Source organism: Salinibaculum rarum, from assembly GCF_030505615.1.
Lineage (GTDB): Archaea > Halobacteriota > Halobacteria > Halobacteriales > Haloarculaceae > Salinibaculum > Salinibaculum rarum.
Genome location: NZ_CP129992.1, coordinates 1,046,169 through 1,072,344, shown reverse-complemented (window position 1 = coordinate 1,072,344; position 26,176 = coordinate 1,046,169). Strand labels below are relative to the sequence as shown.

General features: G+C 66.0%; 29 protein-coding genes, 1 tRNA gene and 1 pseudogene. 19 read left to right on the top strand and 12 right to left on the bottom strand.

From position 1 onward, the window contains the following. Positions 1-51: 51 nt before the first annotated feature. The 6 genes and pseudogenes from QYL91_RS05865 (at position 52) to QYL91_RS05840 (ending at position 4,968) form a co-directional block, all read left to right on the top strand. Positions 52-537, top strand: a complete 486-nt coding sequence (locus tag QYL91_RS05865; protein WP_302082448.1) for a hypothetical protein — start codon at positions 52-54, stop codon at positions 535-537. Continuing rightward, positions 534-2,471 (top strand): hypothetical protein, encoded by a 1,938-nt coding sequence (locus tag QYL91_RS05860; RefSeq protein ID WP_302082447.1) that lies wholly within the window; start codon positions 534-536, stop codon positions 2,469-2,471. The genes QYL91_RS05865 and QYL91_RS05860 overlap by 4 nt, the downstream gene beginning before the upstream one ends. Positions 2,472-2,509: 38 nt before the next feature. Further along, entirely contained in the window at positions 2,510-3,079 is a 570-nt protein-coding gene (gene hpt, locus QYL91_RS05855) for a hypoxanthine/guanine phosphoribosyltransferase (protein WP_302082446.1), read from the top strand. Beyond that, a complete protein-coding gene (locus QYL91_RS05850; RefSeq protein ID WP_302082445.1) occupies positions 3,079-3,351 on the top strand; it encodes a DUF8152 family protein in 273 nt (90 codons plus the stop codon). Before hpt ends, QYL91_RS05850 begins: the two co-directional genes overlap by 1 nt. A gap of 55 nt (positions 3,352-3,406) precedes the next feature. Continuing rightward, positions 3,407-3,625 (top strand): YMGG-like glycine zipper-containing protein, encoded by a 219-nt coding sequence (locus QYL91_RS05845; protein ID WP_302082444.1) that lies wholly within the window; start codon positions 3,407-3,409, stop codon positions 3,623-3,625. 229 nt (positions 3,626-3,854) lie between these two features. Next, positions 3,855-4,968 (top strand): annotated as a pseudogene (locus QYL91_RS05840) (glutamate-cysteine ligase family protein). Positions 4,969-5,099: 131 nt separating this feature from the next. Here QYL91_RS05840 and QYL91_RS05830 read toward each other — a convergent pair. From QYL91_RS05830 to QYL91_RS05820, 3 genes are all read right to left on the bottom strand, one after another. Beyond that, positions 5,100-5,174 (bottom strand) — tRNA-Met (locus QYL91_RS05830). A gap of 60 nt (positions 5,175-5,234) precedes the next feature. Next, positions 5,235-5,696: a GtrA family protein gene (locus tag QYL91_RS05825; protein WP_302082441.1), complete on the bottom strand. Its 462-nt coding sequence runs from the start codon at positions 5,694-5,696 to the stop codon at positions 5,235-5,237. Continuing rightward, entirely contained in the window at positions 5,693-6,457 is a 765-nt protein-coding gene (locus QYL91_RS05820; RefSeq protein ID WP_302082440.1) for a glycosyltransferase, read from the bottom strand. Before QYL91_RS05820 ends, QYL91_RS05825 begins: the two co-directional genes overlap by 4 nt. Before the next feature lie 103 nt (positions 6,458-6,560). Here QYL91_RS05820 and QYL91_RS05815 point away from each other — a divergent pair, with 103 nt between their 5' ends. Next, entirely contained in the window at positions 6,561-8,837 is a 2,277-nt protein-coding gene (locus tag QYL91_RS05815) for a DUF2298 domain-containing protein (RefSeq protein WP_302082439.1), read from the top strand. Here the strand turns inward: QYL91_RS05815 and QYL91_RS05810 are convergent. Beyond that, entirely contained in the window at positions 8,834-9,094 is a 261-nt protein-coding gene (locus QYL91_RS05810) for an HAH_0734 family protein (protein WP_302082438.1), read from the bottom strand. The genes QYL91_RS05815 and QYL91_RS05810 overlap by 4 nt on opposite strands. Positions 9,095-9,237: 143 nt before the next feature. Then, entirely contained in the window at positions 9,238-10,392 is a 1,155-nt protein-coding gene (locus tag QYL91_RS05805) for a hypothetical protein (protein ID WP_302082437.1), read from the bottom strand. A gap of 196 nt (positions 10,393-10,588) precedes the next feature. Here QYL91_RS05805 and QYL91_RS05800 point away from each other — a divergent pair, with 196 nt between their 5' ends. From QYL91_RS05800 to QYL91_RS05775, 6 genes are all read left to right on the top strand, one after another. Beyond that, on the top strand, positions 10,589-10,870 hold the full coding sequence (locus QYL91_RS05800; RefSeq protein ID WP_302082436.1) for a 50S ribosomal protein L44e: 282 nt from the start codon (positions 10,589-10,591) through the stop codon (positions 10,868-10,870). A 2-nt stretch (positions 10,871-10,872) separates the two neighbouring features. Beyond that, the gene (locus tag QYL91_RS05795) at positions 10,873-11,046 is read left to right on the top strand and encodes a 30S ribosomal protein S27e (protein WP_302082435.1); all 174 of its coding nucleotides are present in this window, start codon (positions 10,873-10,875) and stop codon (positions 11,044-11,046) included. Continuing rightward, entirely contained in the window at positions 11,043-11,843 is an 801-nt protein-coding gene (locus QYL91_RS05790; RefSeq protein WP_302082434.1) for a translation initiation factor IF-2 subunit alpha, read from the top strand. The genes QYL91_RS05795 and QYL91_RS05790 overlap by 4 nt, the downstream gene beginning before the upstream one ends. Before the next feature lie 7 nt (positions 11,844-11,850). Next, entirely contained in the window at positions 11,851-12,033 is a 183-nt protein-coding gene (locus QYL91_RS05785; RefSeq protein ID WP_302082433.1) for an RNA-protein complex protein Nop10, read from the top strand. A 5-nt stretch (positions 12,034-12,038) separates the two neighbouring features. Continuing rightward, positions 12,039-12,791: a proteasome assembly chaperone family protein gene (locus QYL91_RS05780; RefSeq protein WP_302082432.1), complete on the top strand. Its 753-nt coding sequence runs from the start codon at positions 12,039-12,041 to the stop codon at positions 12,789-12,791. Positions 12,792-12,858: 67 nt separating this feature from the next. Then, positions 12,859-13,458 (top strand): J domain-containing protein, encoded by a 600-nt coding sequence (locus QYL91_RS05775; RefSeq protein WP_302082835.1) that lies wholly within the window; start codon positions 12,859-12,861, stop codon positions 13,456-13,458. A 9-nt stretch (positions 13,459-13,467) separates the two neighbouring features. Here QYL91_RS05775 and QYL91_RS05770 read toward each other — a convergent pair whose 3' ends face one another. Together QYL91_RS05770 and QYL91_RS05765 are read right to left on the bottom strand one after the other, a co-directional pair. After that, positions 13,468-14,805, bottom strand: coding sequence for an MFS transporter (locus QYL91_RS05770; protein WP_302082431.1), 1,338 nt, complete (start codon positions 14,803-14,805; stop codon positions 13,468-13,470). A 69-nt stretch (positions 14,806-14,874) separates the two neighbouring features. Next, on the bottom strand, positions 14,875-16,059 hold the full coding sequence (locus QYL91_RS05765; RefSeq protein ID WP_302082430.1) for a threonine synthase: 1,185 nt from the start codon (positions 16,057-16,059) through the stop codon (positions 14,875-14,877). Positions 16,060-16,171: 112 nt separating this feature from the next. On the opposite strand from QYL91_RS05765, the gene QYL91_RS05760 reads away from it, so the two are divergent. Continuing rightward, positions 16,172-17,431: an NAD(P)/FAD-dependent oxidoreductase gene (locus QYL91_RS05760; protein ID WP_302082429.1), complete on the top strand. Its 1,260-nt coding sequence runs from the start codon at positions 16,172-16,174 to the stop codon at positions 17,429-17,431. A gap of 18 nt (positions 17,432-17,449) precedes the next feature. Here QYL91_RS05760 and QYL91_RS05755 read toward each other — a convergent pair whose 3' ends face one another. The 3 genes from QYL91_RS05755 to QYL91_RS05745 all read right to left on the bottom strand — a co-directional run bounded on the left by QYL91_RS05755 (position 17,450) and on the right by QYL91_RS05745 (position 19,655). Further along, on the bottom strand, positions 17,450-17,593 hold the full coding sequence (locus QYL91_RS05755) for a hypothetical protein (RefSeq protein ID WP_302082428.1): 144 nt from the start codon (positions 17,591-17,593) through the stop codon (positions 17,450-17,452). Between the two features lie 65 nt (positions 17,594-17,658). Then, positions 17,659-18,369 (bottom strand): metallophosphoesterase, encoded by a 711-nt coding sequence (locus QYL91_RS05750; protein ID WP_302082427.1) that lies wholly within the window; start codon positions 18,367-18,369, stop codon positions 17,659-17,661. Positions 18,370-18,407: 38 nt separating this feature from the next. Continuing rightward, the gene (locus QYL91_RS05745; RefSeq protein WP_302082426.1) at positions 18,408-19,655 is read right to left on the bottom strand and encodes an MgtC/SapB family protein; all 1,248 of its coding nucleotides are present in this window, start codon (positions 19,653-19,655) and stop codon (positions 18,408-18,410) included. A 90-nt stretch (positions 19,656-19,745) separates the two neighbouring features. On the opposite strand from QYL91_RS05745, the gene QYL91_RS05740 reads away from it, so the two are divergent. The 3 genes from QYL91_RS05740 (at position 19,746) to QYL91_RS05730 (ending at position 22,231) form a co-directional block, all read left to right on the top strand. Beyond that, the gene (locus tag QYL91_RS05740) at positions 19,746-20,867 is read left to right on the top strand and encodes a pyridoxal phosphate-dependent aminotransferase (RefSeq protein ID WP_302082425.1); all 1,122 of its coding nucleotides are present in this window, start codon (positions 19,746-19,748) and stop codon (positions 20,865-20,867) included. Positions 20,868-20,931: 64 nt separating this feature from the next. Next, the gene (locus tag QYL91_RS05735) at positions 20,932-21,327 is read left to right on the top strand and encodes a hypothetical protein (RefSeq protein ID WP_302082424.1); all 396 of its coding nucleotides are present in this window, start codon (positions 20,932-20,934) and stop codon (positions 21,325-21,327) included. A gap of 46 nt (positions 21,328-21,373) precedes the next feature. Next, positions 21,374-22,231 carry a UbiA family prenyltransferase gene (locus QYL91_RS05730; protein WP_302082423.1) on the top strand — a complete coding sequence of 286 codons (858 nt, stop codon included), beginning with the start codon at positions 21,374-21,376 and terminating at the stop codon, positions 22,229-22,231. A gap of 22 nt (positions 22,232-22,253) precedes the next feature. On the opposite strand, the gene sppA is transcribed toward QYL91_RS05730, so the two are convergent. Then, positions 22,254-23,246 carry a signal peptide peptidase SppA gene (gene sppA / locus QYL91_RS05725; protein ID WP_302082422.1) on the bottom strand — a complete coding sequence of 331 codons (993 nt, stop codon included), beginning with the start codon at positions 23,244-23,246 and terminating at the stop codon, positions 22,254-22,256. Positions 23,247-23,395: 149 nt separating this feature from the next. Between sppA and QYL91_RS05720 the strand changes: the two genes are divergently transcribed. Further along, positions 23,396-24,181, top strand: coding sequence for a helix-turn-helix transcriptional regulator (locus tag QYL91_RS05720; RefSeq protein ID WP_302082421.1), 786 nt, complete (start codon positions 23,396-23,398; stop codon positions 24,179-24,181). Positions 24,182-24,290: 109 nt separating this feature from the next. After that, positions 24,291-24,902, top strand: coding sequence for a DUF7344 domain-containing protein (locus QYL91_RS05715; protein ID WP_302082420.1), 612 nt, complete (start codon positions 24,291-24,293; stop codon positions 24,900-24,902). Between the two features lie 9 nt (positions 24,903-24,911). Here the strand turns inward: QYL91_RS05715 and QYL91_RS05710 are convergent, their stop codons facing one another. Beyond that, positions 24,912-26,147: a DUF5305 domain-containing protein gene (locus tag QYL91_RS05710; protein ID WP_302082419.1), complete on the bottom strand. Its 1,236-nt coding sequence runs from the start codon at positions 26,145-26,147 to the stop codon at positions 24,912-24,914. Positions 26,148-26,176: the final 29 nt, after the last annotated feature.

The window sequence follows — 26,176 nt, the reverse complement described above, 5'->3', positions numbered from 1 at the left end:
GCGACAGCGCCGTGCGACGATTTTATGCCCCCCGATTGCGGATAGTCGACAATGACTCCGGGTCGGGTGGTGGTATTTGCCGCTGTGGGCCTCATGGTACTGGCGACGGCAGCGACCGGGACGCCACTGTGGACCGTCCCCGACCGCGGGGGCGACCAGGGACCGCTCGGGCAGGGGACTGCGGAGGTGACTGTCGTCTCAATGCCCGACACCGCCACGCTAGACCCCGGTCGGCAGGGCGGGAACGTCTACTACCTGCGCGTTCCCAGCGCGACCGTCGATATCTCGCAGTTGCGGGGCAATCCGATTGTGACCTACTCCATCAGCATCGAGGGTCTCGGGTACGGCACCAGCGCTGTGAACGGACTCGAACGGATGGGCGAGGGACAGGCGAACTTCTCTATCGAGTCGGCGGCACTGGAGGGCGAGCGGATTTCGAACGGTAGCTACGAGGGCGAACTCCGGCTCGTCCTCCGGGGTGACAACGGCGAGACAGTCCTCTACTCCGAGCCGATAACCGTCGAGGTGACAGCGTGAACAGCGGTTGGCGTGACCGCTGGGCTGGGGCCCACAGCGCCATGCGGGCGGTCGGCCGGCGCGTGTTCGGCGACCGACTCGGCTTGGTGTTGTTCCTGGCGACGCTGTGTTTCGTGACGCTCACCTGGCGTGCCGGCGTGTTCATTAACGACAATTTTACGCTGGTTCGGGGGCTGGAGGCGCTCAGCCACGGCCGCGTCTGGCTCGATACAACAGGCCCGGACGCGTTCGGCGCGCCGGGGACGAACACCCGCGATGGCTACGTTTACGGCCGCAACTACGGCCAACTCGTACTGTCGCTGCCGGCACTGTGGGTGCTCCAGGCCGTCGACAGCGTGGTGAACCTCCACGTCGCGCTCGTCGCCGGCTGGCATCTGCTCGCGCTCGCGCTCGCAGTCCAGGTGAGCAGGCTCACCGACTACGAGCGACCGGTGCTGTACGGCGGGACCGGCCTGGTCGTGGCGTCGTTTCTGGCAAACGCCGCTCTCGTCCGGACGTTTGCCGACGCATCGCTGGCAGTGCTTGCCTTACAGCTGACCGCTGCGGTAGCGGCGGGGCTGGTGGCCGTCTTCTGTTATCGACTCCTCCGGCGACGACACGGGACGGCGGTGGGGCTGTTTGCCGGTGCCGGCGTCGTCGTCGCGACGCCGATCGGACTCTGGGCGACGATTCCCAAGCGACACGTCTTCTCGGCGCTGGTCCTCGTCGGGGTACTGTACGCGTTCGCGCGGAGTCGTGACGCCGACGCCGCACCGACGGTTTCGGGGTTGGGTCCGGTGCCGGTCTACCGCGCTGGCGCGTACGCACTCGTCGGGCTGTTCACGACGATTCACGCGGCCGAAGCGCTGTTCGTCTTCGGCGCACTGCTGCTCGTCGACATTCCGACCGCTCCCGCAAACGACAGACGGACATTAGCGATGGTCTTCGGTGCTTTCGCGCTCTCGCTTGTCCCACTGCTGGTCACGAACAGCCTCGTCACGGGAGAGTTGCTTCGACCGCCGAGAGCGATGGACGACAGCGGACTCACCTCGCCAACACAGGAGAATCTCGGCGGTGGCGGCAGTGGTGGCGGTGGCAGCGGTGGTGGCAGTGGTAGTGGCGTCAGTAGTGGCAGTAATACCGGTGGCGGAGATGGCGCGAGCAGTATCGGCGGACGGCTCGAAGAGTTCCTCGTCGGACTCGGCGCAGGCCCAGTCGGCGTCATCGTCAGAGAGGTACTGGATATAACAACTGGTAGCCTCGCAGAACTCACGAACACCGAGTCGCTGCTCCGGACGTACGTCTCCAGCAGCGTCGACGGAATCCGCCAGGACGCCCGGTTCGTCGGTATCAACCTCTCGTTGCTCGAAGCGGCCCCGCTCCTCGGTGCGACCGTCGGCGCTGTGGTCGGCGCTCTCACTGGTGGCGTCGAGAGACTCCGAAAGTCACTCGATGCAACAACTGCGCTGGCGCTCCTGTTTGTCGTCGGGTTCGTCCTCATCTACAACGGTCGGCTCCCGCTCAACACGCAGGTGACGGTCAGGTATCTCCTCGTGTTGTACCCGCTAGGCGTGGTGTTGCTAGCCGGGACCGCACCGGTACGGCGACTGCTCGAAACCCATCGGTCACCGCTTTTGTGGTCGTACGGAGCCGGGGTCGCGCTCGGCGGGCAGTTGCTGCTCGCGTACTTCGTCGTGGGCCAGTACGCCGTCGGTGAGGCCGCCCGCGTCCACGCGCTGCTCGGGTTCGGACTGGGAGTGGCTGTGGCCGTCGCGTCACTCGTCAGCGTGGTCGACCGGCGGGCCGACCCGGTGGCTGCCGTGGCACTCGGGCTCGCGGCCGCTGCCGGAACCGTCTTTTTGCTGCTTGCGGGCCTCTCTCATTTCGCCTTCGTCGGCGAGTACATCCTGCCGGTCGTCGGCGCGATAAGTGACGCCATCGCAGTTGCAGTCTGATGAATCACTTTTTTGGTGTGGCTGACGGTACCTCTGCTATGGACCGATTGAAAAAGTCGCTGCTCGACGCGCCAATCGTCGAGAAAGAGGGCTATCACTACTTCGTCCACCCCGTCAGCGACGGCGTCCCGATGTTGCGCCCGGAACTGCTCCGGGAGATCGTCATCCAGATTATCCGCAAAGCCGACCTCGACAACGTCGACAAGATTGTCGCCCCCGAGGCGATGGGCATTCACATCTCGACTGCCGTCTCGCTGATGACCGACATCCCGCTGGTCGTCGTCCGGAAGCGAAGCTACGGGCTGGAGGGGGAAGTCGCACTCTCGCAGGTCACCGGCTACTCGGAAGGCGAGATGTACATCAACGACGTCTACGAGGGCGACCGCGTACTCATCCTCGACGACGTCCTCTCGACGGGTGGCACCCTCCGTGGCATCACCAGCGCACTCGACGACATCGGCGCCGACATCGCTGACATCGTCTGTGTCATCAAAAAGGCCGACGGCGAAAACAAGGTCGCAGAGGCCGGCTACAGGCCCAAGACGCTCATCAACGTCGTCGTCGAGGACGGCGAAGTTGTCATCGTCGACGAAGAGGGTGACGGCTGATGAGCGACCTCGACGAACTCCTGGCTTCGCTGCACGACCATCTGGCGGCCACCGAAGAGTTGCCACTCGAGGAGTCGGCAAACCGACTGCTCGGGGAGGCCGAAGCCATCGCCGGCGACACAGCGCAGGGAGCCCTCACGGAGGACGTTGCCAGAGAGCGCGTCGAGAACGTCGCGGAATTGCTCGCAGAAATCGACGGCACCGGCCACGAGGAAGGCGACCAACACGTCGCCGCCGCGCGCCGCGCTGCCGACCGGATTTTGGACCAGTGACCGCTCGTTTCAGATAGCGAGCAGCTTTTTACACCGGCCGCTCGTTGGCTGGCATATGGGCAAACGAATCAAACGGACGGTAAGTCGTGTCAAGCATGCAGCAATCGGTGCCGCCGTCGGCGGCGCTCTCGGCGCGCTCGTGAGTCGGAACGCCGCCAGCACTGCCGCCGGTCTCGGGGCACTCGTCGGCGCAACCGTCGGCGAGAAACGCGTCGACGTCGGTGGCGCGATTGCCGACGTGAAAAACAAGCGCACGGAAGCCGACGACGACTAACGGCGTCGGACAGCGCGCGGTCCCGAAGGGCGGCGGACCCACGCCACCACCGTAATTTACTATTTACAGAATTTTTCTCATTTGGCCCCCGAACCGTTTAGCGGATCGCAATTATTCCCACATCCGATAGTCTATTAGCCATTTAGATAGTCATACACTCACATAATAGGCCCAAATTGACGGTGCCATATCGTCGTACAGCACGCTAGCCAGAACAGAGTCTCCACACCTGCCCGTGCCAGAAGCAAAACCACTCCGACGGAGCATCGAAGTCGAGTACTGGGTCGTCGACGACGAGGGATATCTGGCCGAGCCAACAGGGTTGGTCGACGCGACAGAGGGCGCAGAACGGGAGTTCGTCGAGCCGCTGTTGGAGGTCAAGACAACCCCCTGTGAGACCACCGCCGAGTTGCGCGAGGAACTGCTCGGACGGCTGGGGCGTGTCCTCCGCCGGGCCGAGGAACTGGACCGCGGACTCGTTCCACTGGCGACGCCGGTCCACACCGAGGAGATTGCAGACCTGCCAAGCGAACGGACGGACATTCAGGACACCGTGGTCGGCGGCGACTTCGAGTACGTCCGCCACTGTGCGGGGACGCACGTCCACATCGAGCAACTCCCCGGCCGCGAGGTCGACCAGTTGAACACGCTCGTCGCGCTCGATCCCGCGCTCGCGCTCGCGAACTCCTCGCCGTTTTTTCCACGGTCGCCACATCGCGGCCGGCGCCCGCTCGAAGCTCTACCGCTGGCTCGCCTACGACGACCTCGACGGCCAGGGCCGGCTCTGGCCCTACGTCGACGACGCCGACGAGTGGGACGCACGGCTCGAACGCCGCTACGAGAAGTTCCGACGGGCGGCCATCGACGCCGGCATCGACGTCAGGGCCGTCGAGGAACACTTCGACCCCGAGAGCGCCGTCTGGACGCCCGTCCAGTTCCGCGAGGAGTTCGGGACCGTCGAGTGGCGCTCGCCCGATGCCACGCTCCCGAGTGACGTGCTCCGGCTGGCCGACACCATCGCCGACACCGTCGCCCAGCTCGAGGATACCACCGTCCGCATCCACGGCGAGGCCGGCCGCCGGACCGCCGACACAATCGTCCTCCCCGAGTTCGACGCCGTCCAGGAGTACGTCAACGCGGCCATCCGCGACGGTCTGCAGTCGGCTGCCGTCCGGTCGTATCTGGAACGGATGGGGTTCGACACCGACGCTTACGACCCACTCACCGAGGAGATCGACCGGCTCGGTACGCTCTCGCCTGCCAGCGCACGCGACATCCGACTCGAACACGCCCGGCGTCTCGAAGCCGACGTGTTGCAAGTCCAGTCTGTTACCGACGATTGACGCGGCGCTCGTGAGTTCGTGAAAAGTAGCGGGAGGTGGATTTGAACCGCGGTCGTTCCGCGCTGCTCCACTCCCTGGTTCAAATCATCACGAGCGAATTTGCGGCTCGCGGAGTTGCTCGCCGCAAAATATAGCGGGAGGTGGATTTGAACCACCGATCTGCGGGTTATGAGCCCGCCGGAATCTCCTAGCTATCCCATCCCGCTACTCTCTCGTAACTCCGTTCACTGTTTAAGGATTGTGATTGGGCGGCCGTCTGTGAGATTTTACCGCGGGTCGCCCGTGTGAACTTCCCATGTGAACAGGCTCTCGAAGACGTAGTTGACCGACATCGCGACACCGATTGCGATGGGACTGGCCGCCAGAAACCACAGGTCCGTCCCGAACACGAGCAGTTTGAACTCGATGTACGTCACCAGCAGCCAGTAGACGAACAACTGCACGGTGACGCCCCCAGACCGGACCAGATGTGACTTTCCCAGTCGCTTGAGAAACGGAATCCGGCCTGTGGCGCCCTGTCCGGCGAACGTCCAGTGTTCGTTGACCAGGAACATCACCACGATTGCCGTCTCGACGCCGGCGGCTTTCGCCCACAGTTCGGGAACGTCGAAGGCGAGCGTCAGCGTCGCCAGCACCACGTTATCGCTGAGCGCGCCGACGACGCCGACGGAGACGAACTGCCCAAATCGTGCCCCGGAAAGGAGGGCGTCGACCCGAGAGTCCGTCATTTCTGCTCGACCAGCGCTGACTCTTCGTCGCGGCGGGCAGCGAGTGCCGTGTGCAACCGGCTGTCCCGGAGTCGTTTCGCGCGGTGGCGAGCAGTCACGAGCGCGCGGGCGAGTCGCAGCGAGTCACGCACCGGCGACACCGTCGACCCCGGCCGGTCGTGCCACTCGATGGGGATTTCGGCGACCGAGAGGTCGACGGCACCGGCGATGGCGATCAGTTCCACGTCCCAGGCAAAGCCGGGTTCGTAGAGGTGCTGGCGGACAGCCTCCCAGGCGGCCGCATCGATGGCTTTCGCACCGCACTGGTAGTCGTACAGGTCCACCTCGAGCAACCGATGGGCAAGCCACACAAAGCCGTCACCGAGATACCGACGAGCGAGGGTCTGATGGGCGTCGACCGTCGCCTCGGGATGGCGTCGGGAACCGACCGCGAGGTCGACAGTCCCGTCTCGAACCGGCGCGAGGATTTCGGCCAGCGAGTCGGCCGGCGTGGCACCGTCGGCGTCTGCGAAGGCGAGCACGTCAGTCGAGAGCGCCTCGAACCCGGCGGTGATGGCAGCGCCTTTCCCCCGGCGGTAGGGGACGGTGTGTATCTCGGCGGGCAGGTCCGCCAGTCCCGCCGGGACACCGTCGACTGGGGCATCGAGTTCGATGCGAATCGTCACGAGGTCGAGATTCTCCCGGAGTGAGCGGACGTACGCCGCGAGGCGGTCGACATCGGGACGGTAGGCGGGGACCACCAGCCCGACCGCGGAACTCATTGCTCGGACACACCACTGCGCTGAATAAAAGATATTCGGCTCGTGGACCACTCTGTCGACAGTTCACAAGAGATTTCACCCGCGGCGGGCGTGTCTATCGGCAATGGAACTCGGTCTCGCCGCCCTCTGGCTCGTGCTCTTTCTCTCGCTCGGGCTGGCCGCTCTCCCGCTCGCGTCGTGGCTGTTGCCCAGCGGCGCACGGGCCGGGCTGGCGATTCCGGCCGCGCTGGCGACGCTGGCCGTCGTCGGGCACCTCGTCGGCCAGGTGGCCTTCGGCTGGCCCGCAGCGGTGGCCGGGCTGGCGGTGCTGGTCGTCGGTTCCATCCTCACGGCCGGCCGGACCGACATCGACTGGCGTGCCTACGGCGAGGTCGGGGTCGTCTTCACGCTCGCGTTCGCGCTCGTCATCGCCATCCGTGCGGTCGACCCGGCCGCCGCGCCACTACCGGTCGCCATCGGCGAGAAGTTCCTCGATTTCGGCCTGCTTCGGACTCTCGACCGGGCGGGGTCGCTCCCGCCCGAAGACATGTGGTTCGCGGGCGAGCCGGTCAAGTACTACTACGGCGGGCACATGCTGACCGCGCTGTTGACGACACTGTCGGGCACGGCGACGCGGTTCGCGTACAATCTCGCGCTGGCTGGCTTCTACGCGACGCTGGTCAGTGCCGCGTACGGCGTCGCCGGGGCGCTCGTCGACCCCTACGACGTGTCGCGGCGGCTCGCGGCCGGCTTCGGCGCCTTCTTCGTCGGTCTCGCTGGGAATCTGGAGACGGCCGCGCGCGTGCTCGTCTGGCTGCTCCCCGACGCGCTTGCGACGGTCGTCGTCGACGGAGTCGGGCTGGAATCGAGTGTGCTGGAGTGGTCGCCCGGTGAGTTCTACTACTTCGAGGCGACGCGGGTCGTCCCGGTGGACGCGAGCGACCCCGAAACGGCGATGGCGGCGACGGAGTTTCCCTTCTTCGCGTGGCTCAACGGCGACCTCCACGCGCACATGATGGCCCAGCCGTTCCTGTTGCTCGTCGTCGGACTCCTGCTTGCGTACTGGCGACTCCCCGCCGAGCAGTGGCAAAAGCGACTGGGCGTTCTGATTGGTGTGGTCCCTCCAGTTGCGGGACTCCTTGGCTTCGTCAGCCTCTGGTCGTTCCCGACCGTCGGCGGGCTGGTGGTGCTGACCGTCGCGCTGGCGCCGACAGACCCCGCGACGGTGCTGCCCGAGCGATACGCCGACCGTGTGGGACCGCGCGAGCACTGGGCCCTCGAAGAACTCCGCCGAGTCGGGTTCGGACTGGCGGCCGCCGCAGTCGTCCTCGCTCTCGGCGTCCTCTGGACGCTTCCCTTCTGGACCGGCGTCATGCTCGACGGCCCGAGCCGCTCGGCCACACTCTGGGACGTTCGGACGCCGGTCGGAAGCCTCCTGCTCGTCCACGGCGCGTTCCTCGCGGTCTTTGCCGTCGCGCTGGCGCGACGCGTTGGCGGCACGCTGGGCCGTCCCCTCGCCGCCGTCTGGATTGCCGGTGGACTCGTGCTGGGCGCGACGATTCTGCTCGGCTTCCCGGCGCTCGGGCTGGCCGGGCCGCTCGTGGTCGGCGGGTGGTGGCTCCTCCAGGAGACCGACGACGTCGGCTTTGCGACGATGCTCGTCGTCGCAGGCGCGGGCATCCTCCTCGTCGTCGAACTGGCGACCGTCGAGGGCGAGCGGTTCAACACCATCTTCAAACCGTACGCGCAGGTGTGGCTGCTCTGGGCGGTCGCGGCGGGGGCACTGCTCGCACGACTCGTCGCCGGGTGGCCGGCCAGTCGTCTCGCTGTCGACCGGAGCCGACTCGCAACGGGGGCCAGCGCACTCGCGGCGGTGCTCGTCGTGACGAGCGGGCTGTACGCACCGCTGGCGCTGGTGAACCACGCCGATGGCGAAAATCAGGGACCCGCCGTCGTCGCCGAGGGGCCGACCCTCGATGCGACGGCGTACCTGGAGTATCAGTATCCGCGAGACGCCCCGGCCATTCGCTGGATTGACAGCCGCGAGGGACAGCCGACGATAACTACCGCCGCGCCGGGCGGCTACGTCTGGTCACCCGACGAGGGTCGGGGCTCGAGCGCGCCGGCGAGCCTGACCGGTGTGCCGACAGTGCTGGGATGGTACCACGAGGCACAGTACCGGGGCGAACAGCCCTACCAGCAACGGCTAGAGGACGTCGAGGACATCTACACCAGCGAGAACGCGAGCTATCAGCGGGAGCTACTGGAGACCTACAACGTCGAGTACGTCTACGTCGGGCCGGCAGAACGAGCCAGGTACGGGCAGATAACGGTCGCGGAGGTATCCGGAGTCACCGTCGCAAAGCAGTTCGATGACGTGACGATATACGCCGTCGATTAGGCTTCGGCTTTAGCCTGGATGACAGTGATGGCTTCGGCGTCGACAGCCTCGACGTCGAGGAAGTTCGGGATGTAATTGCGTGTCTCGTAGTCTTCCTCTTCGTCGGGTTTGCCGACGGTACACCACAGCTGGGGACGGTCGGGGCCGTGCCAGTCGCCGTTGCGGTTGATACCGAAGCAGACGAACTCCTCGCCGTCGTACTCGATGACGGCACCCTTCCGGATACCGGGGTCCCCACGGATGATGAGCTTCTGCATACTCGGCTCTTCGGAGGAATTGCACTTATGGGCTTCGAACCACCGCCCCCGGACAGTGGCGAACGGGCAGATGTTCGACTTCGCCTGGAATTGAGCCATTGTCGCGTCAATTTTCCAGCGAGGGGCGCCGAGCGCAAATCCAGTCAGACGGCACTCTGTAACAGGAAATCGAACGCAATCGACGTGACGTACGGCAGGAGGAGCGCGAAAAGAACCTCCTGGAGCATCGACGTGTCGAAGGGGAACTCGCTGGTCGATTCGACGCGTTGCATCCGGATGTGGTTGTAGGTGTACTGACTCGCGTCGTCCATCGAGTCCGGTTCGGCGTAGGGGAAGAGTTCGTCAGTCGTGCCGACCTGCCGGGAGCGGTCGGCGAGGGCGTCGATTTTCGCTTCCTTGGCGGCGCCAGTAAAGGACTTGAGCCACAGCATCGGGCCGAAAAAGAGCACCAGGCCGACGAGGAGTCCGCCGGCAAGCAACGCCACGGAGAACTGGTCGGTCGGATTCGTCCCGACAGCGACCGTCTGGAACACGGTGAACAGCGTCAAGAGGATGAAATACGAGACGGCTACGCTCTTGAACGCCTCCCCCGAGGGCGACAGTCCCGCGTAGCCGTGTGGGTCCGAGAAATCAAGCAGTCGCGCACGGCGAATCTTGAACGGGAGCAAGACGAGCGTTCCGATGACGACGGCCAGGAACTCCGCCCCGATGGGATAGAGGACGAACGGGATGATGAAGTAAAACCGGACGGTCGCAACGAACGGGCCGGTAAGGTCGGCGACGGGCCCGACCAGATTTGCGGGATTGGTCAGCAAGACACCACCGTAGACCGCCAGGCCGACGGCGAGGATGCCGTATCGGATAGGGTCCGGAGCGATTTCTTCGAGTTTCGCGTCTGCCTTCCCCGACGGATTGGCCGGCACGCCCACGGCAGTCAGCAGGCGTGCGGTAGGGCGCCACTCGATGTCGAGGTCCTGGACGTCCTCGTCGATCGCCGCCGGGAGGTTCCGGACAGTTTCGACGTAGCGCTGTTTCGTCCGGAGCAGAATCCACACGGCAGCGGGCCAGGCGACGACCTGGAATATCTCGCCCGGGTTCGCAGTGAACGACAGGACGCCGGTCTGTGTCCAGCCGACGAGCGACAAAAGTGGGAGGTGGACCAGGATGACAGTGACGATAAACAGGTAGGGACCCCACCCGTCCGTTCCGACGAGGCGCTCGGAGACAGCCCCGAATCCGAGCCGTCGGGAGACCCGTTCGATCCAGAGGTCGTCTACGGCTATCGTCGTCTCCGACATGCTGTGAGACTGGTCAGGAGGACGTGCCAAAAATGTACCGTGTAGGCGTCCGCGCCTCGCTCGGTGTTTGTACGTAAGGAGAGAGCAGTCGGCCGGGTCACAGCGGGGCAGGCGAGAGGCGACGGGGGCAAAGAGTGGACGACAATCGTTTGGGTTTTAAGTGCCGCTGTCTAACAGCGCCGCAAGGTCGATATATATGGAGATGCCACGCCGGATGAACACGTACTGTCCGCACTGTAACGAACACCACGAACACGAGGTCGAGAAGGTCCGTTCGGGCCGCTCCTCGGGCATGAAGAAGGTCGCTGACCGCCAGCGCGAGCGCAATTCGGGCATCGGGAACGACGGGAAGTTCTCGAAGGTCCCCGGTGGCGACAAGCCGACCAAAAAGACTCAGCTCACCTACCGCTGCGGTGAGTGTGGCAAGGCCCACCAGCGCGAAGGGTGGCGTGCCGGCCGACTCAAATTCCAGGAGTAACTATGGCAGGAAGCTTCTACCGCGTCACCTGTCCGGACTGTGAAAACGAGCAGGTCGTCTTCGGGAAAGCCGCCACGGAAGTCGCCTGTGCGGTCTGTGGGCACACGCTCGCACGGCCCACCGGCGGCAAGGCGGCCATCGAGGGCGACGTCACTGAAACAGTCGAGGCCCGATGAAGTACAGCGGTTGGCCCGAACCCGGCGAACTCGTCGTCGGGCGCGTCGACGAAATCGAGGACTTCGGGGTCTTCGTCGACCTGCTGGAGTACGAAGACAAGCGCGGCCTCTGTCACATCAGCGAGGTCGCCTCCGGCTGGATCAAGAACGTCCGCGACCACGTCAACGTCGACCAGCGCGTCGTCGCGAAGGTGCTCGACATCGACGAGAGCGCCCAGCAGATAGACCTCTCGCTGAAAGACGTCAACGACCACCAGCGCAAGGACAAGATTCAGGAGTGGAAAAACGAGCAGAAAGCCGAGAAGTGGATGACTATCGCCTTCGGCGAGGACATGGACGACGAGCAGTACGCCGCCATCGCGAACGAACTGCTCGCCGATTTCGGCTCGATGTACGACGGCTTCGAGCAGGCCGCCATCCACGGGACGGAAGCGCTCGAGGATTCCGACCTCGACGAAGACGAAATCGAGGCCATCGTCGAGACGGCCCGGGACAACGTCTCGGTGCCCTACGTCAACGTCACGGGCTATGTCGACCTCGAATGCCCGACCAGTGACGGCGTGGACATCATCAAGGAGGCGCTGCAGGCGGCCGAGGGCAACGGGGACGTGCCTGAAGAGGTCGAACTCGACGTGACCTACGTCGGGTCTCCGGAGTACCGCATCCGCGTGCAGGCGCCCGATTACAAGACCGCCGAATCCGAACTCGAAGCGAGCGCAGAGCGCGCAAGCGCCGTCGTCGCCGACCACGGTGGCAGCGGGGAGTACCACCGCGAGCGAAACGAAGACGACGAATAGCGCGCCCGTGAAATCCGATATTCTCGTCTGTGCCGACTGGGAGGACACCCACGAGCGACCGGTGTACACACTCGGCGAGGAGTGTCCCGAGTGTGGCGGGAAGGCGGTCAACAGCGCGCCAGCGCCGTTTAACCCAGCGGACCCACACGGCGAGTATCGACGCGCTCTTAAGCGCCGCAACCGGGAATAGGGGGTATGGACGAATTCGACATCGAGGCAGTCGCCGAGGCGGACCTCTCGAACCCGGTACTGGTCGAGGGGCTGCCTGGCGTCGGCCACGTCGGCAAACTCGCCGCCGAGCATCTCGTCGAGGAACAGGACGGGACGCTCGTCCGGCGCATCTACTCGACGCATCTCCCGCCACAGGTCAGCGTCGAAGACGGACTGACACAGCTCGCGTGTGCCGAGATTCACGCCGTCGAAACCGACGGCCAGGACCTGCTGGTACTCACCGGCGACCACCAGGCCCAGGACACGAACGGCCACTACGGACTGACGAACACCTTCCTCGATGTCGCCGAGGAACTGGGCGTCGAGCGAGTCTTTGCACTCGGCGGCGTCCCGACGGGCGAACTCATCGAGGAGTACGACGTTATCGGCGCGACGACGACCGAACAGCAGCGCGACGAACTCGAAGACGCCGGCGTCGAGTTCCGCGGCGACGAACCCGCTGGTGGCATCGTCGGCGTGAGCGGACTGTTGCTCGGCCTGGGCGAGCGTCGTGACGTCCCCGCAGCGTGTCTGATGGGCGAAACCAGCGGCTATCTGGTCGACCCCAAGAGCGCACAGGCAGTGCTCGAAGTCCTGCAGGACATCCTCGGGTTCGAAGTCGATTTCGGCTCGCTGGAAGACCGCGCCGAGGAGATGGAAGAGGTCGTCAGGAAGATACAGGAGATGGAACAGAGCGCGCCGGCGGCGACGGACGAGGACCTGCGGTACATCGGCTGAGACCGCCCGAGCGTAGCTGACAAAGAGCGAACGATTCTTACTCGTTCAGGTGCTATACTGGCCTGTGTTGCAGGCTGGGATAGCGGGGCTGCCGCCGGCTCTCGTCACCGGCATCGCACTCGGTGCCGCGGGCACGGTGGTGGTGGCGGTGGCATTCGTACTGGCCGAGCGCTTGCTCCCGGGACGGTCCCCCCATCGCAGACGCCGGACGAGCGGTGAGTCGCGCCGCCGCACCGAGTTTCGGGAGTATCTCGATGCCATCGGCGAGCAGTACGCCGAGAACCACTTCGTCGAGGGCCAGCACATCGCCTTCTACCTGCCAAAGCGTGACGTGGCAATCACCTTCGACGCACGGGCGTACTACCGCATCGTCCCCACGGAAACCGAGCCGGTGTTGGTCGAACACGAGATGCCCGGTTCCGCACTCGGCGCTCGGCTCCCCTTCGAGACCCCAGACATTAGCGTCGAAGATGAGGAGTCCAGCGCCATCGACCCGTTGCGGGCCGCCTGTGCCGAACTCGGCGTCCCGACGGGCGCCTCCGTCGACGAGGTCAAACGGGCCTACCGGCGGAAAGTCAAGGAGGTCCACCCCGACCAGGGTGGCAACGAAGACGAGTTCAAGCGCGTCCGCGAGGCGTACACGCTGGCGAAAAAACACGCCGAGTGAACGGCCGTATCACACGTCAGTAAACACTTCTGACCGCCGCACGAGAACGACCAGCGCCGCGACGACGAACGCCGTGAGCGTGGCACCGAGCAGGAACGGGGCCCAGTAGACCAGCACGTAGATGGCGGTCATCACCGGCGGGCCGATGGTCCGTCCCAGACTCCCTGCGCCCTGGGTGACGCCGAAGGCACTGCCCTGGCTGTCCTCGTCGGCGGCCGCGGAGACCATCGACGCCGTGCCGACGTTCAGGAGGCCGTTCCCGCTTGAGAGGATTGCGAGGACGACGAGCAACGCGACCAGTTCCGGCGACGCACCGAGGACGGCGGGGAACAGCGCCCGACCGAGAATCGGGGCGAAGGGCAACAGGACAAGCGAGACGAGCAACAGCGACGCGCCACCGACGGCGAGACGTTCGTCTGCAAACCGCCGCGAGAGCGCGCGGACGACGACACCCTGGTTGAGAACCCCGAGCACGCCGATGTAGGTCAACAACAGCCCGGCCTGTGCTTCCTGGTAGCCGTAGATGTCGGCGACAAACGGGATGAAGGCGACCTGCACGCCCGAGAAGGCCAGCGAGACGACCAGAAAGACGAGCACGAGCGGGCGGAGGTCCGCGTCGGCGAGCGCGGTCCGGAACTGGGAGACGAGTCCACTCTCTGCTCTGGTCGTTCGCGTCCGGTTTGGCTCGGGCAAAAAGAGCGCGGCAGCGACGAAGGCGAGCAGGCTCAGGCCCGCGGCGAGGAAACTCGGGAGCGAGAACGTCGTCGCGGGGACGAAACTCGGGAGGATATTCCGGGCAGCCGTCACGACGGAGTCGCTGGCGACGACCGAACCGAGCGCCGGGCCGAACACAAAGCCCAGCCCGAACGTCGCGCCGATGAGGCCGAGCGCGGCCGCCCGGTCTTCTTTGGGGGTTACGTCGGTGATGTACGCCTGCGCGGTGGCGATGTTACCACCCATCGCACCGGCGAGCATCCGGGCGGCAAAGAGCACGCCGAGTCCGCCGACGGTGCCAAAGAGTACTTGGAACTCTTCACCGAGACCGAAGAGCGTCCAGGCGACGGCACTGCCAAAGACCGAGAGCATGAGGACGGGCCGGCGGCCACGCTCGTCGGAGAGCCGGCCAAGCAACGGCGCGAAGACGAACTGCGTCAGCGAGTACGAGGCCGCAAGCAGGCCGATGAACACGTCGCTGACGCCGAAGCTCCGGACGTAGAAGGGCAACACCGGGATGATGACGCCAAAGCCAAGCAGGTCGATAAAGACGATGCCGAGCACGGTGGCGAGCGCGCGGCGCCGCGAGACGTCACCGGCGGCCCCGGTAGTCGCGTCGCGCTCGCTACTCATACAGCCTCGTCCGCCAGCAGAAACTTGGGTGTGTCGAACGGGACGTGGCCGCGACGGAACCGGCCCGCCTCAGATGCCCTTGCTCATCAGGTGACTGCGAAGGATGTCGGCCTCCTTGTTCCCGGTGGTGGGGTTGACCAGGACGAGGACGTCGTCGCTGTCGAAGGCGCCCTGGTCGGCCAGCACCTGCGCACCGCTGAGTGCGGCCCCGCCGGAGGCACCCATCGTGACGCCAGTCTCGGCCAGCGAGACGGCACCTTCGAGGATGCCCTGGTCGCCGGTCGCGACGGCCGCGCCGCCGGTCGCTTCGAGCGCGTCGATGACCCACTCGCCACCGGCCGGGTCGGGAATCTCCAGCGGGCCGACGATGGTGTCGGGATGCTCGACGGGAGCGGGGTCGTCCGCGCCGTCCTCCCACGCCGTCGCGTAGGGGGCACAGCCGCCGGCCTGGGCGGCGTACAGTCGCGCCTCGTCGTCGAGGAGGTCGTGGGTCGTCAGTTCGGCAAAGCCCTTCCGGAGGCCGACGATGCCGGCACCGTGGCTAGTCGGGTGGACGACGGCGTCGGGGGCCGCCCAGTCCAGTTGGGCGGCGATTTCGTAGGCGAGTGTCTTCATCCCCTCGTGGCGGTAGGGGCTGGCGAACGGCGCGACGGAGTACCAGTCTTCCTCGCCCATCGCGTCCTGGAAAGCCTCGGCGGCGTCGGCGTAGCGGCCGCCGACGACGGACATGTCGCCGCCGTGGACGTTCACCATCGCCTTGTTGACGAAGGGCGTCCGAGACGGGACAAAGGAGTGCGAATCGAGGTCAGCGCGGGCGGCGTAGGCGGCGGCAGCCTGCCCGCTGTTGCCCATCGAGGGCAGTGCAACGTCGGTGGCGCCGTGTTCGCGGGCGGCGGTGACGGCGAGTGCCATCCCGCGGTCCAGTGCCGCGCCGGTGGTGCTCGCGCCCTCGTCTTTGACGTAGACCGCTTCGACGCCGAGGTCCGCGGCCAGGTCGGGGCAGGCAAGCAGTGGGGTCGCACCCTCTCCGAGTGTCACGAGCGTCTCGGCTCCGAAAGGGAGCAGGTCGGCGAAGGCGGCGAGCCCGGCAGTGTCGTCCGGCGTGAGGTGCTCGTGGTCGAGGTCGATTTCACCGTGGTCGTAGGCGGCATCGAGCCAGCCGCCACAGTCCGGACAGCGGTGTGACTCGTCGCTGTCGTGTCTCGCACCGCAGTCGGTACAGCGGAAGCCGGCGAAGGCCGCAGTCGTCTCCATAGCCGGAACTCTGGACCGCGCCGACTAATTCCTGTCCGTTCGTGGTCCACAGCGGCGAACGGCTGGCCCGTCGCTCACAGCCGTTTTGGTGGTGGCGCCCACAGGAGAGGATATGACGGAAGTAGCGGTCGTCGGCGGCGGGCTGGCAGGACTGGTCGCCGCGCGCACGCTCGCCGACCGGGACGTGGACGTGACGCTGTTCGAACGCAACGACTCGGTCGGCGGCCGGGTCCGCAGTCGAGACGTCGAGGGGTTCACGCTCGACCGCGGGTTTCAGGTTCTCCTCACCGGCTACCCCGCCGTCCAGCGAGAACTCGACCTCGACGCGCTGGACCTTCGATACTTCACGCCCGGCGCGACCATCGCGCGTCCCGGCCAGCGCTCGGTGCTCTCGGACCCGCTCCGTGACCCGACCGCACTGTCAGAGTCACTGTTCAACCGCGAGGTGACGCTGGGCGACAAGCTCCGCGTGCTGAAACTCCGCCGGGACCTCTCGAACCAGTCCGTCGACGCGGCGCTGGGCCACGACGACCAGAGCATCAAGGCGTTCCTCGCCGACCGCGGCTTCTCGGCGCGCTTTCGGGAAAACTTCGCGGCCCCGTTCTACGGCGGCATCACCCTCGACCGCTCGCTGTCGACCTCGCGGGCTGTCTTCGAGTACACCTTCAAGATGCTGAGCACGGGCAAGACCGCCGTCCCGGCGGCTGGGATGGGAGCGATTCCCGACCAGCTGGCACGGCGGGCACGAGAGGCCGGGGCGGAGATTGTCACCGAAACCACAGTCGAGGCGGTCGACGCCGAGGACGGCGGCGTGACGGTGACGACCGGCAGCGAGACGGTCAGCGCTGACGACGCTATCGTCGCGACGGACCCGCCGACGGCACAGGAGCTGACCGATGTCGGGTCGATTCCGACGACCCCCCGGAGCTGTGTGACCCAGCATTTCCGCCTGCCGGCGACACAGCACTTCACGAGCGGGCGCCGACTCGTGCTCAACGCCGCCGACGACCGGCCAAACCAGGTCGCGCCGATGTCGGCCGTCGCGCCCGAACTGGCCCCCGACGACGAGAAACTGCTGAGTGCGACCTTCCTTGGCAAACAGGACGCGAGCGACGACGAACTCGCGGCGGAGGTCCGCGACGCGCTGGCGTCGTGGTATCCCGAAAACCAGTTTTCCGGGCTCGAACTGCTGGCGACCGACCGCATCGACGTCGCCCAGTTCGACCAGCCGCCGGGCTTTCGCTCGTCACTGCCGAGCGTCGACGACCCCGAGGGACCGGTGTTCCTGGCCGGCGACTACACCGAGTGGTCGTCGATACAGGGCGCGATGAAGAGTGGCCGGACCGCTGCGCTGGCAGCGACAGAACGGTAATCGGGCGTGTTGGCCGGGTCAGGCCGCGTGGCCGTTTCCGTCCTCGTCCTCGTCGTGTCCGTGCTCGGACAGCACCTGGGGCACGTAGACGGCTGCGGCGATAGTGAAAAGCAACAGGACGAGCAGCGTGAACGCGAGGAAGAGCACTCCAATCTGTACCATACCCTACAGTCCACGGGTCGCGAATATGAAAGTAGCGGCTCACCGTCGTCGCGGCGGCGCTGTCCTCACAGCCGGTGGCGAAACTCCCCCAGCGGCGGAAAGGAGAGGGTTTCGCGACTGTCCTCGTCGAGGACGACGGGGGCAAAGGCATCGACGTCCGTGAGAAGCGGCGACATGAAATCGGCCGCCCCCATCTCGTTGACCTCGACGCCGCGGAGCAACCTGTTGAACGCCGGCACCATGACGACGGCTGCCCCGCGGTAGACGCCGTCGCCGGCGAGATAGCAGGGACGGCGCTGGCCCTCGATGGTGATAGTCGGGTGGTCGTGGCCGACGACGTAGCGGTCAGCCTCAGTGTCGGGAGCTTCGTGGCCGTGACAGACTACCGTGTCGCCGACGCGGTACTCGGCCTCGGTCGGCCCGTCCCAGACCGACGACAGCATCGTGTCGTGGTTGCCGGGTGCGACGACCATGCGCGTGTCCGCCTCGCGTGTCGCGGCCGCGATGCCGTCGACGACGCGCTCGACGGTACGGGGTATCGTCCGAAAGGAGTGGAGCAAGTCACCGGCGACGACCAGCGTCGCCGGGTCGTGTCTGGCGAGCAACGCCTCGATGCGGTCGAGCACGTCCGAGCCATCGCCCATCGGGAGTTCGACGTTCGAGGAGGGGCCACGGCCGAGGTGGCAATCTGCGAGCACGAGCGTATCCTCGACGAGGAGCGCACGGTCGTCGAGGGTCAGGTCGGCCAGCGCCCCGGGCGTCGGCCCACGGTTCATACCACCCCCTCGGTTGTCGACGGGCAAATGCGTGCGGGTCACAGCACGAGGACGGTGGCGAGGCCGGCGACGGCAGCCGTCGCGAGCACGGCCGTCACGAGTTTGCCCAGTTTCCGGGTGCCGATGACCCAGACGATACCGGCTTTCACGAGCGTGTTGGCGACGGCGGCGATGACGATACCGGTCGTCGCGACGGCCGGGTCGATGGTCCCCTCGGCAGCGAGGCGGCTGAGCGTAATCGTCATCGCGTCCACGTCCGCGAGCCCGGAGACAAACGCCGTCGCGTAGACGCCCGAGGAACCAAACCAGGCGTTTGCCTGCTCGGAGACGAGCAGGATGACGGCAAAGAGCAGGCCGAAAAACAGCGCGGGCTTGAGGCGAAACGGGTTCTCGATGTCGGCGTCGGTGTCGGTTCTGCCCGTCGCCCGCCAGTAGACGACCACCGCGGCGGCCGCGGCCACGACGGTCATCACGCCCAGTGGAACGGCCACGCGCAGGGCGAGCGAGCGGTTGACGACGACGACTTCGAGTAGCGCCCGCGGGAACATCACCGTCGCCGCGACGACGGTCGAGAACGCACAGACCTGGTAGAGTGACGGATTTTCGGCGGTCTGTTCGGCCATCGAGACGGCGGTCGCCGTCGAGGAGACGAAGCCACCGAGCACGCCCGTCGCGGCGATACCCCGCTCGGTCCCGACAACGCGGCTCAGGACGTAGGCTGCAAAGCTCAGTCCGGAGACGAACACCACCATCAGCCAGACAAAGCGCGGGTTGAGACCGAACAGTTCGTCGACAGCGCGGTCGGGCAACAGCGGCAGGACGACGAGGACGACGAGGACGAACTTGATGGAGGCGCGGCGTTCGGCCTCGTCGATGCCCTCGGCGAAGCCGTGGATGGTCGCTTTCGCCGAGAGCAACGCGGTGACGACGCCGCCGACGATGACAGCGGCGGCGGTCCCGCGCGCCGAGTGGGTCGCCATCGCGCCGAGAACAACAGTCAGGAGCGCGGCAGTCAGCGTCGTCAGCCCGAGGTCCCGCTCGAGGACGACCTTCGCGAGGTAGGCGGCCGTCAGCGGCACGACGAGGACGGCCAGCGCAACCGGGAGCACGGCGGGGAAAAACGCCCCAACGAGCGCGCCATAGAGTGCGAGCAGGGGGAAGGTCCGACTCCCCGCGAACGTGCCGCCGGACTCGCTTTGCTCGCGTTCGAGTCCGACGAGCGCACCGACTGCGGCCGCGACGAACACCTGCATCGGCAGCGAGAGCGACAGATTCAGCAGTGCCATCACTGATACTTCGACGGCCCCACCCCTGAACGTTTGGTGCCCAGCCGGCGACCACCAAGAGTTATCGGGGCCCGGACCGGCCAGTCAGGTATGACAGGATTCTCATCGCGTGTCGAGCAGGTTTCCATCAGCGGCATCCGCGAAGTGTTCGAGGCCGCCAGCGAGGACGCCATCAACCTCGGACTCGGACAACCGGACTTTCCCACCCCCGACCACGCCCGCCAGGCCGCAGTCGATGCCATCGAGGCCGGCAAGACTGACGCCTACACCTCGAACAAGGGGACACTCGAACTCCGGGAGGCCATCGCTGAGAAACACAAGCGGGACAACGACCTCGACGTCGACCCCGAGAACGTCATCGCGACCGCCGGCGGCAGCGAGGCACTCCACATCGCCATCGAGGCCCACGTCGACGCCGGAGAGGAAGTCATCATCCCCGACCCCGGGTTCGTCTCCTACGAGGCACTGACGCATCTGGCGGGCGGCCAGCCCAGACCGGTCGCACTCCGGGACGACCTGACGCTCGACCCGGCGGCCGTCGAAGACGCCATCACCGACGACACCGCCGCCTTCGTCGTCAACAGCCCCGCCAATCCGACCGGTGCGGTCCAGTCGCCCGCGGACATGGAGGCGTTCGCTCGCATCGCAGACGAGTACGACGTGCTCTGTATCACCGACGAGGTCTACGAGTACCAGATTTTCGAGGGCGAACACCGCTCGCCGATGGAGTTTGCCGACAGCGACAACGTCGTGCTCGTCAACGCCTGCTCGAAAGCCTACTCGATGACCGGCTGGCGGCTCGGCTGGGTCACCGGGAGCAGCGAGCGCGTCGAGCGAATGCTCCGTGTCCACCAGTACGCCCAGGCGTGTGCCAGCGCCCCCGCCCAGTACGCCGCCGAGGCCGCCCTCTCTGGCCCTCAGGACCAGGTCGACGAGATGCGCGAGGCCTTCCGCGAGCGCCGGGACGTGCTACTGGATGGACTCGAAGCGATGGGACTGGAGTGCCCGACCCCGCAAGGGGCCTTCTACGCGATGCCGGAAGTGCCCGAGGGATGGGTCGACGAGTGTATCGACCGGGGTGTCGTCGTCGTCCCCGGCGACGCGTTCGGGTCGGCCGGTGAGGGGTACGCCCGCATCTCGTATGCGACGGACATCGAGACCATCGAGGACGCACTGGAGATTATGGCCGAGGCGACGGCGGCAGTGCAGTAGCGCGGCCGGCCACAGCACTCACAGGGAGCGACAGGGCAAAAGTCGTCCAGCCCCAATCGTGGGCATGGACCAGCTCTCTCCCCACCACGTCCCGGTCTACGAGACGCGCGAACAACAGCGACGGCTCTGGGAGCAGTGTGCAGAGCGCGGCCAGCCGGTCGTCGCCGTCCGGGACGCACACCGGGGGTACATCGTCCGCTACGACCTCCAGCACCTCGATACCGAACTCTCCGCGGGCGCGCTCGCTCGCCTGCGAAAGCGGACGCGCGACTGGCGCACCTACCCGACCGCGACCGACGGCGGGAGCGGCGCTGGCACCGACCCACTCTCCGAATCGGAGGGTGTCGGCGGCGAGGCCGGCCCCGTTTCGGGTGACCTCCACACGGACAGTGAGCAATCGGCCAGACAACTTGCCTCGCGACTCTCGGCGGTCGTCTTCGATCGGGGCCACTGGCAGTAGGTGTTCGTCCCCGCCCTTTTTTGCTGTCTGTGCCGACTGTGTGTGTATGTCGCTCAGCCGTCACGCAGCCGGGCCGGGGCCAGCACTGGCGGCGCTCGCCTCGCAGGTCCACCCCGTGTTCATGCTCCCACCCCTCGCCGCCTCGCTGTTCGGTGCGGTGCTGGCAGGCGAGTTCTCTGTCCCACTCGCTGCGCTCCACGTGACTGCGGCGTTTTTCGCGCTGTACACCGCCCACGTCACCGACGGCTACGTCGATTTCTACGTCCGCGAGGAGGACGACGACCACCCGCTCTCCTCGTGGGGCTGTAAAGTCGCACTCGCCGGCGCGTCGGCGGCCTTTTTCGTCTGTCTGGTCGCCATCTGGCTACTCGTCGACGTGTGGGCCGCCCTGCTCACGCTGCCGGGCTGGCTCATCGCGGTCAACCACGCGCCGCAACTGGACACGAACCCCATCGGTGCGACTGCGGGCTACCCGCTCGGTATCGGCTTTGCCCTCGTCGGCGGGTACTACGTCCAGGCACAGACGCTCCAGCCGGTGGCCGTCGCGCTGGCTGCCATCTTCGTGGTCGTCCTCTCGGGTATCAAGGCCATCGACGACACGAAAGACTACGAGTACGACCGGTCTATCGACAAGCGAACGCTCGCGGTGGCGCTGGGCCGCAAGCGCGCGTGGACTGCCGCGTACGGACTGATGAGCGCGGGGATGCTGGCCGTCGTCGCGCTCGCGGTGGTGTTGCCGGCCATCCCGCCGAGTGCCGGGCTGGCGTCGGTCGCGTTCGGCGGCGTCGCACTCCTCGCCCGCCGGGCGGAGCCGGAACTGGCGACGATGCTACTGATTCGTGGCTCCTACGTCTTTCTCGCGGTGCTCGTGGCGACGGTGTGGTTCCGGCCGCTGGGCTGGTGAGCCAGGCGCCGGTTAAACAACCTCACCACCGGTCAAGCGGCGTCTCGCCGTCGGTCAGCGTGCCGGCGATACCGGCCCCAAACGCGTAGGCGACCCGCTGGGTGCCACCCTGGAGTCGGCGGGAGAGCCCGCGCTCTGGCTGGAACTCCTCGACTGTGACCTCGGTGCCGAGTTCAGTTTCGAGGCGGTCTTCGACCGCTTCCCGGGTCCCGAGTTCGTCGACGAGCCCCAAGTCGAGAGCGTCTGTGCCGAGATAGACGCGGGCCTCCGTCTCGCGGACGGTTTCGGCATCGAGGTCCCGGCCCTCGGCGACGCCGTCGACGAACTGGTCGTAGTAGTCGTCGATGAGTCCCTGGAGGTACTCGCGTTCGTTCTCTTCGAGTTCTTTGAGCGGCGTCCCGGCGTCCTTGTACTCGCCAGCGGTCAGTTGCTCGTATTCGACGCCCAGGCGGTCGGCGAGGTCCGAGACGTTGACCCGCGACCCGATGACGCCGATAGAGCCGACGATAGACCCCTCGCGCGCCCAGAGTTCGTCACAGCCACTCGCGATTTCGTACCCGCCACTCGCACACAGGTCCGTCGCGTACGCGATAGTCGGGCCGTCGAAGCGCTCGGCGGCCAGCCGGATGTCCTGACTCGGGACGATTTCCCCGCCGGGCGTGTTCAGTTTCACCAGCAGTGCGTCGGCTCCCCGGTCGGCGTCGGCCCGCTCGATTTGCTCGACGATGTCGTCGGCCGAGGCACCGACAGGTGCACTCGCGAGGCCACCGCCGCTGTCCCGGGAGATGGGACCTTCGACGGCCACCTCCGCGACGTTGTACGACGGGAAAAACGAGCCGGCGAGGTTGCTGCCGACCCTGAGCGCGGCCAGCACCACGGCTCCGACGAGGAGGACACCGAGCAGGTCAGTCAGCGAGGTGGGGTAGTCGACAAAGACGGTCCAGCCAGCGACGAGCGCCACGGCGGCGACGACGAGGGCGACGACGAGTCGACCGAGCGTATCCAGAATGCGCATACCGACTGCTGGGCCGGAGCGATGGTGAATGTTGTCCCACAGGCGCGTGCGACGGTCAAGTGACTAGTATGAGTGCCGTTGGCACGAAAGGAGTCTGGAGGTTTCCATCAGTAAAGTCATTAAGAAAGTACGACAAACAAACAAGTCACATGGAGGAGAGAGACGCGGTGCTGGAATTTCTGACGCGGTCGGAGACGCGGCGAGTGGTGTTGGGGCGGCTTGCGGCTGAGGGACCCTGTCGCCAGTCGACACTCGCGGACGTCCTCGGCGTGAGCGCCCGGACGGTAAAGCGGACACTCGACGACCTCGGCGACCGGGAGTGGGTCACCCAGACCGAGTCGGGATACGCCCTCACGGCGCTGGGCGAACAGGTCATGCGCACATACGAGACCGCAGTTACGTCACTCGACGCCGCAGCGACGCTCGAACCGCTGCTCACGCATCTCCGCGGCGATTTCTGTGACATCCCGGTCGACGCCTTCGCCGACGCGGAAGTCGTCGAAGCGACCAAGAGCAGCCCCAACGCGCCCATCGAGCGGGCACTCGCTTTGCGAGCGTCCGCCGACCGCCTCCGCGAACTGTCCTCGATCGTCGCCAAGGAGAGTGCAAACCAGCTACACCGACGGATACGCAACGGAGAACTCTCCGAGGCCGAACTCGTGCTCGAACGCGACGTCCTCGAGACGATAGACGAAACCCCGGCGTACCGCGAGTCGTTCGACGAAATCGTCGCCAACCCCAACGTGACGAGTTACGTCCACGATGGCCCGTTCCCGTGTTTGCTGATACTCAGCGAAGAGCACGTGGCCGTCGGGGCGACAAACGACGACGGGTTCCCCGCTGCCATCGCTGTCGCTTCGTCGTCGGACGCCCGTTCCTGGGCCGAGTCCGTCTACGAACGGTTCCGTATCGAAGCGACCCGCCTCCCGGAGTGACAGGGTGTGTCGCCGACGACAGGGTGTGTCGCCGACGACAGGGTGTGTCAGTCTCGACAGAAGTACTGTTAATAGTTTGACGATAGAACAGTACACTCCGAACAGTACCATGAGCCAGTCGACGCCAGCCGCACGCGAGCGAGAGGCGGTTCACCCCCGTGTCGTCTGCGAGAGTCAGGACCTGACCTACGACGAGATGTTCGACACGCTCAGCAATCAGCGTCGGCGCGACACGTTGTACTATCTCCAGCAAAACGAGGGGGCGGCAGCACTCGGGACCATCGCGACGCAGGTTGCCGCCTGGGAGGGCGGGAAAGCTCCGGAAGCGGTGACTGCCGACGAGCGCAAGCGGGTGTACACGTCGCTCCAGCAGTTCCACCTGCCAAAGATGGAGGAAAAGCGCCTCGTCACGGTCGACGAGAGCGCCGGCGTCGTCGAACTCGACGAGGCGGCCGCAGAGATAGACATCTACGTCGAACCGACCGAGGAGACTGACGGGACCGCTATTCCGTGGGGTGTCTACTATCTGGGCCTGGCCAGTGTCGGCACCGCGCTCGTCTCGCTTGCCTGGCTCGGCGTCTCACCCTTCGTCGCCGTCCCAGACACCGTCTGGATTGCGAGCTTTCTGACGGTGCTCGCGCTCTCGGCGCTCTCGCAGACGGTTCTTACCTATCAACTTCGCCTGCGGTCGGGCGACAGCCTCTCAGAAATTCGGCTCTAGGCGTTGCGCTCACTCGCTCTCGTCGGTCGAACGCTCCTCGGGTTCGTCGCGTGTCTCCTCGTCCGTCGTTGCCGGAGTAGTCTCGTCGGTCAGCGTCGGCTCACTCGTCGCCGTCGACGGGTCGGTATCGTCGAGGACATCGCCGTCGCCGGCACCCGGCCCCGAGGGGAGTGTGTCTGGGGACGGCGGAGTGTAGGCGTACGTTCGATGCTCGCCGAACAACAGGAAGCGGTCGTGGTCTGTCGCTTCGAGGACGCGGCCGTCGGTATCGATAGCGATGTCGACGAGGTCTTCGAGTGACTCGACGTCGACGGTCGAGTCGGGCAACTCTGTCTCGGGAACGTGAACGCTCGAAATCCAGTCGTCGAACTCGTTGCGTGCATCTCGGTACGCCAGCCACTCGCGTTCGGTCTCAGAGACCGAGAGGACGCCGGTGTATCGACCACCGACACAGCAGGTTGCGGCCACGAGGCCAAGCACCAGCAAGAGTGGCCCCCCATAGGACTCCATCGGGCCCGAGGGGACCGGTTCGGTCACCCGTTCGGTCCGGTTCCCGGAATCGGCAAAGGGCCCGTCGGACCCGACCTGGTAGACGCTCCCGTCCGGCGTAATCGGTAGCCGGTAGGTCCGAGTCCGGTCGACGGGGTCGCCGTTGCGAGTCCCCGAGAGCGTCAGTTCGGTTTCGAGATACACCTCCTTGGTGCCGGGCGTCCCGCCGAACTGTGCGTCGACCTCCTCGAGTCGCTGTTCGGCGGCAGTGATGTTCACCGAGAACGGCACGCGAAGACGCTCACCGGAGGACAGCGTCGTCGTCCTGTTTGCGAGCGGCGAGTCGAGTCGCCAGTACTCGGTCGCCGCACCGTTGTCACTCTCCGCTACGGAGCGGTACACGAGCCTCGTGGTGGCACTGCTCGTCAGATTGGCGCCGTCACGGGCAGTGTAGGTGTACACGAACGCGCCGTCGAGTCGGGGCGTCAGTTCCAGGAAGTACGTACTCCGGTTGTGGAGTCGCTCCCCTTCGGTGTACACTGCGGTGTCGTTGACGACGGTGGCGCTGTGGACGAACGACGCGCTCGACTCCCAGGTCGTCGTCTGGTGGATTTCGGTCCGGGTGTCGGTCTCCCCGTAGGCACCCATCGTCAGATACCCGCCCGCCAGTGCGATAACGAGTGCCACGACGAGAACGGCGACAAAAGAGTCATCGAGAAGGGACCGGAGCCGAACCCACCATACTGTGTCACGCATCGTTTCCGGGTACTGTCTGTCTGTATAAA

Bases quoted from the DNA above. Each gene is read 5' to 3' on its own strand.
- QYL91_RS05760 (WP_302082429.1), top strand. From the start codon at position 16,172: ATGACGGAAGTAGCGGTCGTCGGCGGCGGGCTGGCAGGACTGGTCGCC.
- sppA (WP_302082422.1), bottom strand. From the start codon at position 23,246: ATGCGCATTCTGGATACGCTCGGTCGACTCGTCGTCGCCCTCGTCGTC.
- QYL91_RS05750 (WP_302082427.1), bottom strand. From the start codon at position 18,369: ATGAACCGTGGGCCGACGCCCGGGGCGCTGGCCGACCTGACCCTCGAC.
- QYL91_RS05815 (WP_302082439.1), top strand. From the start codon at position 6,561: ATGGAACTCGGTCTCGCCGCCCTCTGGCTCGTGCTCTTTCTCTCGCTC.
- QYL91_RS05850 (WP_302082445.1), top strand. From the start codon at position 3,079: ATGAGCGACCTCGACGAACTCCTGGCTTCGCTGCACGACCATCTGGCG.
- QYL91_RS05790 (WP_302082434.1), top strand. From the start codon at position 11,043: ATGAAGTACAGCGGTTGGCCCGAACCCGGCGAACTCGTCGTCGGGCGC.
- QYL91_RS05715 (WP_302082420.1), top strand. From the start codon at position 24,291: ATGAGCCAGTCGACGCCAGCCGCACGCGAGCGAGAGGCGGTTCACCCC.
- QYL91_RS05745 (WP_302082426.1), bottom strand. From the start codon at position 19,655: ATGGCACTGCTGAATCTGTCGCTCTCGCTGCCGATGCAGGTGTTCGTC.
- QYL91_RS05865 (WP_302082448.1), top strand. From the start codon at position 52: ATGACTCCGGGTCGGGTGGTGGTATTTGCCGCTGTGGGCCTCATGGTA.
- QYL91_RS05740 (WP_302082425.1), top strand. From the start codon at position 19,746: ATGACAGGATTCTCATCGCGTGTCGAGCAGGTTTCCATCAGCGGCATC.
- QYL91_RS05795 (WP_302082435.1), top strand. From the start codon at position 10,873: ATGGCAGGAAGCTTCTACCGCGTCACCTGTCCGGACTGTGAAAACGAG.
- QYL91_RS05845 (WP_302082444.1), top strand. From the start codon at position 3,407: ATGGGCAAACGAATCAAACGGACGGTAAGTCGTGTCAAGCATGCAGCA.
- QYL91_RS05805 (WP_302082437.1), bottom strand. From the start codon at position 10,392: ATGTCGGAGACGACGATAGCCGTAGACGACCTCTGGATCGAACGGGTC.
- QYL91_RS05710 (WP_302082419.1), bottom strand. From the start codon at position 26,147: ATGCGTGACACAGTATGGTGGGTTCGGCTCCGGTCCCTTCTCGATGAC.
- QYL91_RS05730 (WP_302082423.1), top strand. From the start codon at position 21,374: ATGTCGCTCAGCCGTCACGCAGCCGGGCCGGGGCCAGCACTGGCGGCG.
- QYL91_RS05780 (WP_302082432.1), top strand. From the start codon at position 12,039: ATGGACGAATTCGACATCGAGGCAGTCGCCGAGGCGGACCTCTCGAAC.
- QYL91_RS05770 (WP_302082431.1), bottom strand. From the start codon at position 14,805: ATGAGTAGCGAGCGCGACGCGACTACCGGGGCCGCCGGTGACGTCTCG.
- QYL91_RS05720 (WP_302082421.1), top strand. From the start codon at position 23,396: ATGGAGGAGAGAGACGCGGTGCTGGAATTTCTGACGCGGTCGGAGACG.
- QYL91_RS05735 (WP_302082424.1), top strand. From the start codon at position 20,932: ATGGACCAGCTCTCTCCCCACCACGTCCCGGTCTACGAGACGCGCGAA.
- QYL91_RS05765 (WP_302082430.1), bottom strand. From the start codon at position 16,059: ATGGAGACGACTGCGGCCTTCGCCGGCTTCCGCTGTACCGACTGCGGT.
- QYL91_RS05810 (WP_302082438.1), bottom strand. From the start codon at position 9,094: ATGCAGAAGCTCATCATCCGTGGGGACCCCGGTATCCGGAAGGGTGCC.
- QYL91_RS05820 (WP_302082440.1), bottom strand. From the start codon at position 6,457: ATGAGTTCCGCGGTCGGGCTGGTGGTCCCCGCCTACCGTCCCGATGTC.
- QYL91_RS05755 (WP_302082428.1), bottom strand. From the start codon at position 17,593: ATGGTACAGATTGGAGTGCTCTTCCTCGCGTTCACGCTGCTCGTCCTG.
- QYL91_RS05800 (WP_302082436.1), top strand. From the start codon at position 10,589: ATGGAGATGCCACGCCGGATGAACACGTACTGTCCGCACTGTAACGAA.
- hpt (WP_302082446.1), top strand. From the start codon at position 2,510: ATGGACCGATTGAAAAAGTCGCTGCTCGACGCGCCAATCGTCGAGAAA.
- QYL91_RS05825 (WP_302082441.1), bottom strand. From the start codon at position 5,696: ATGACGGACTCTCGGGTCGACGCCCTCCTTTCCGGGGCACGATTTGGG.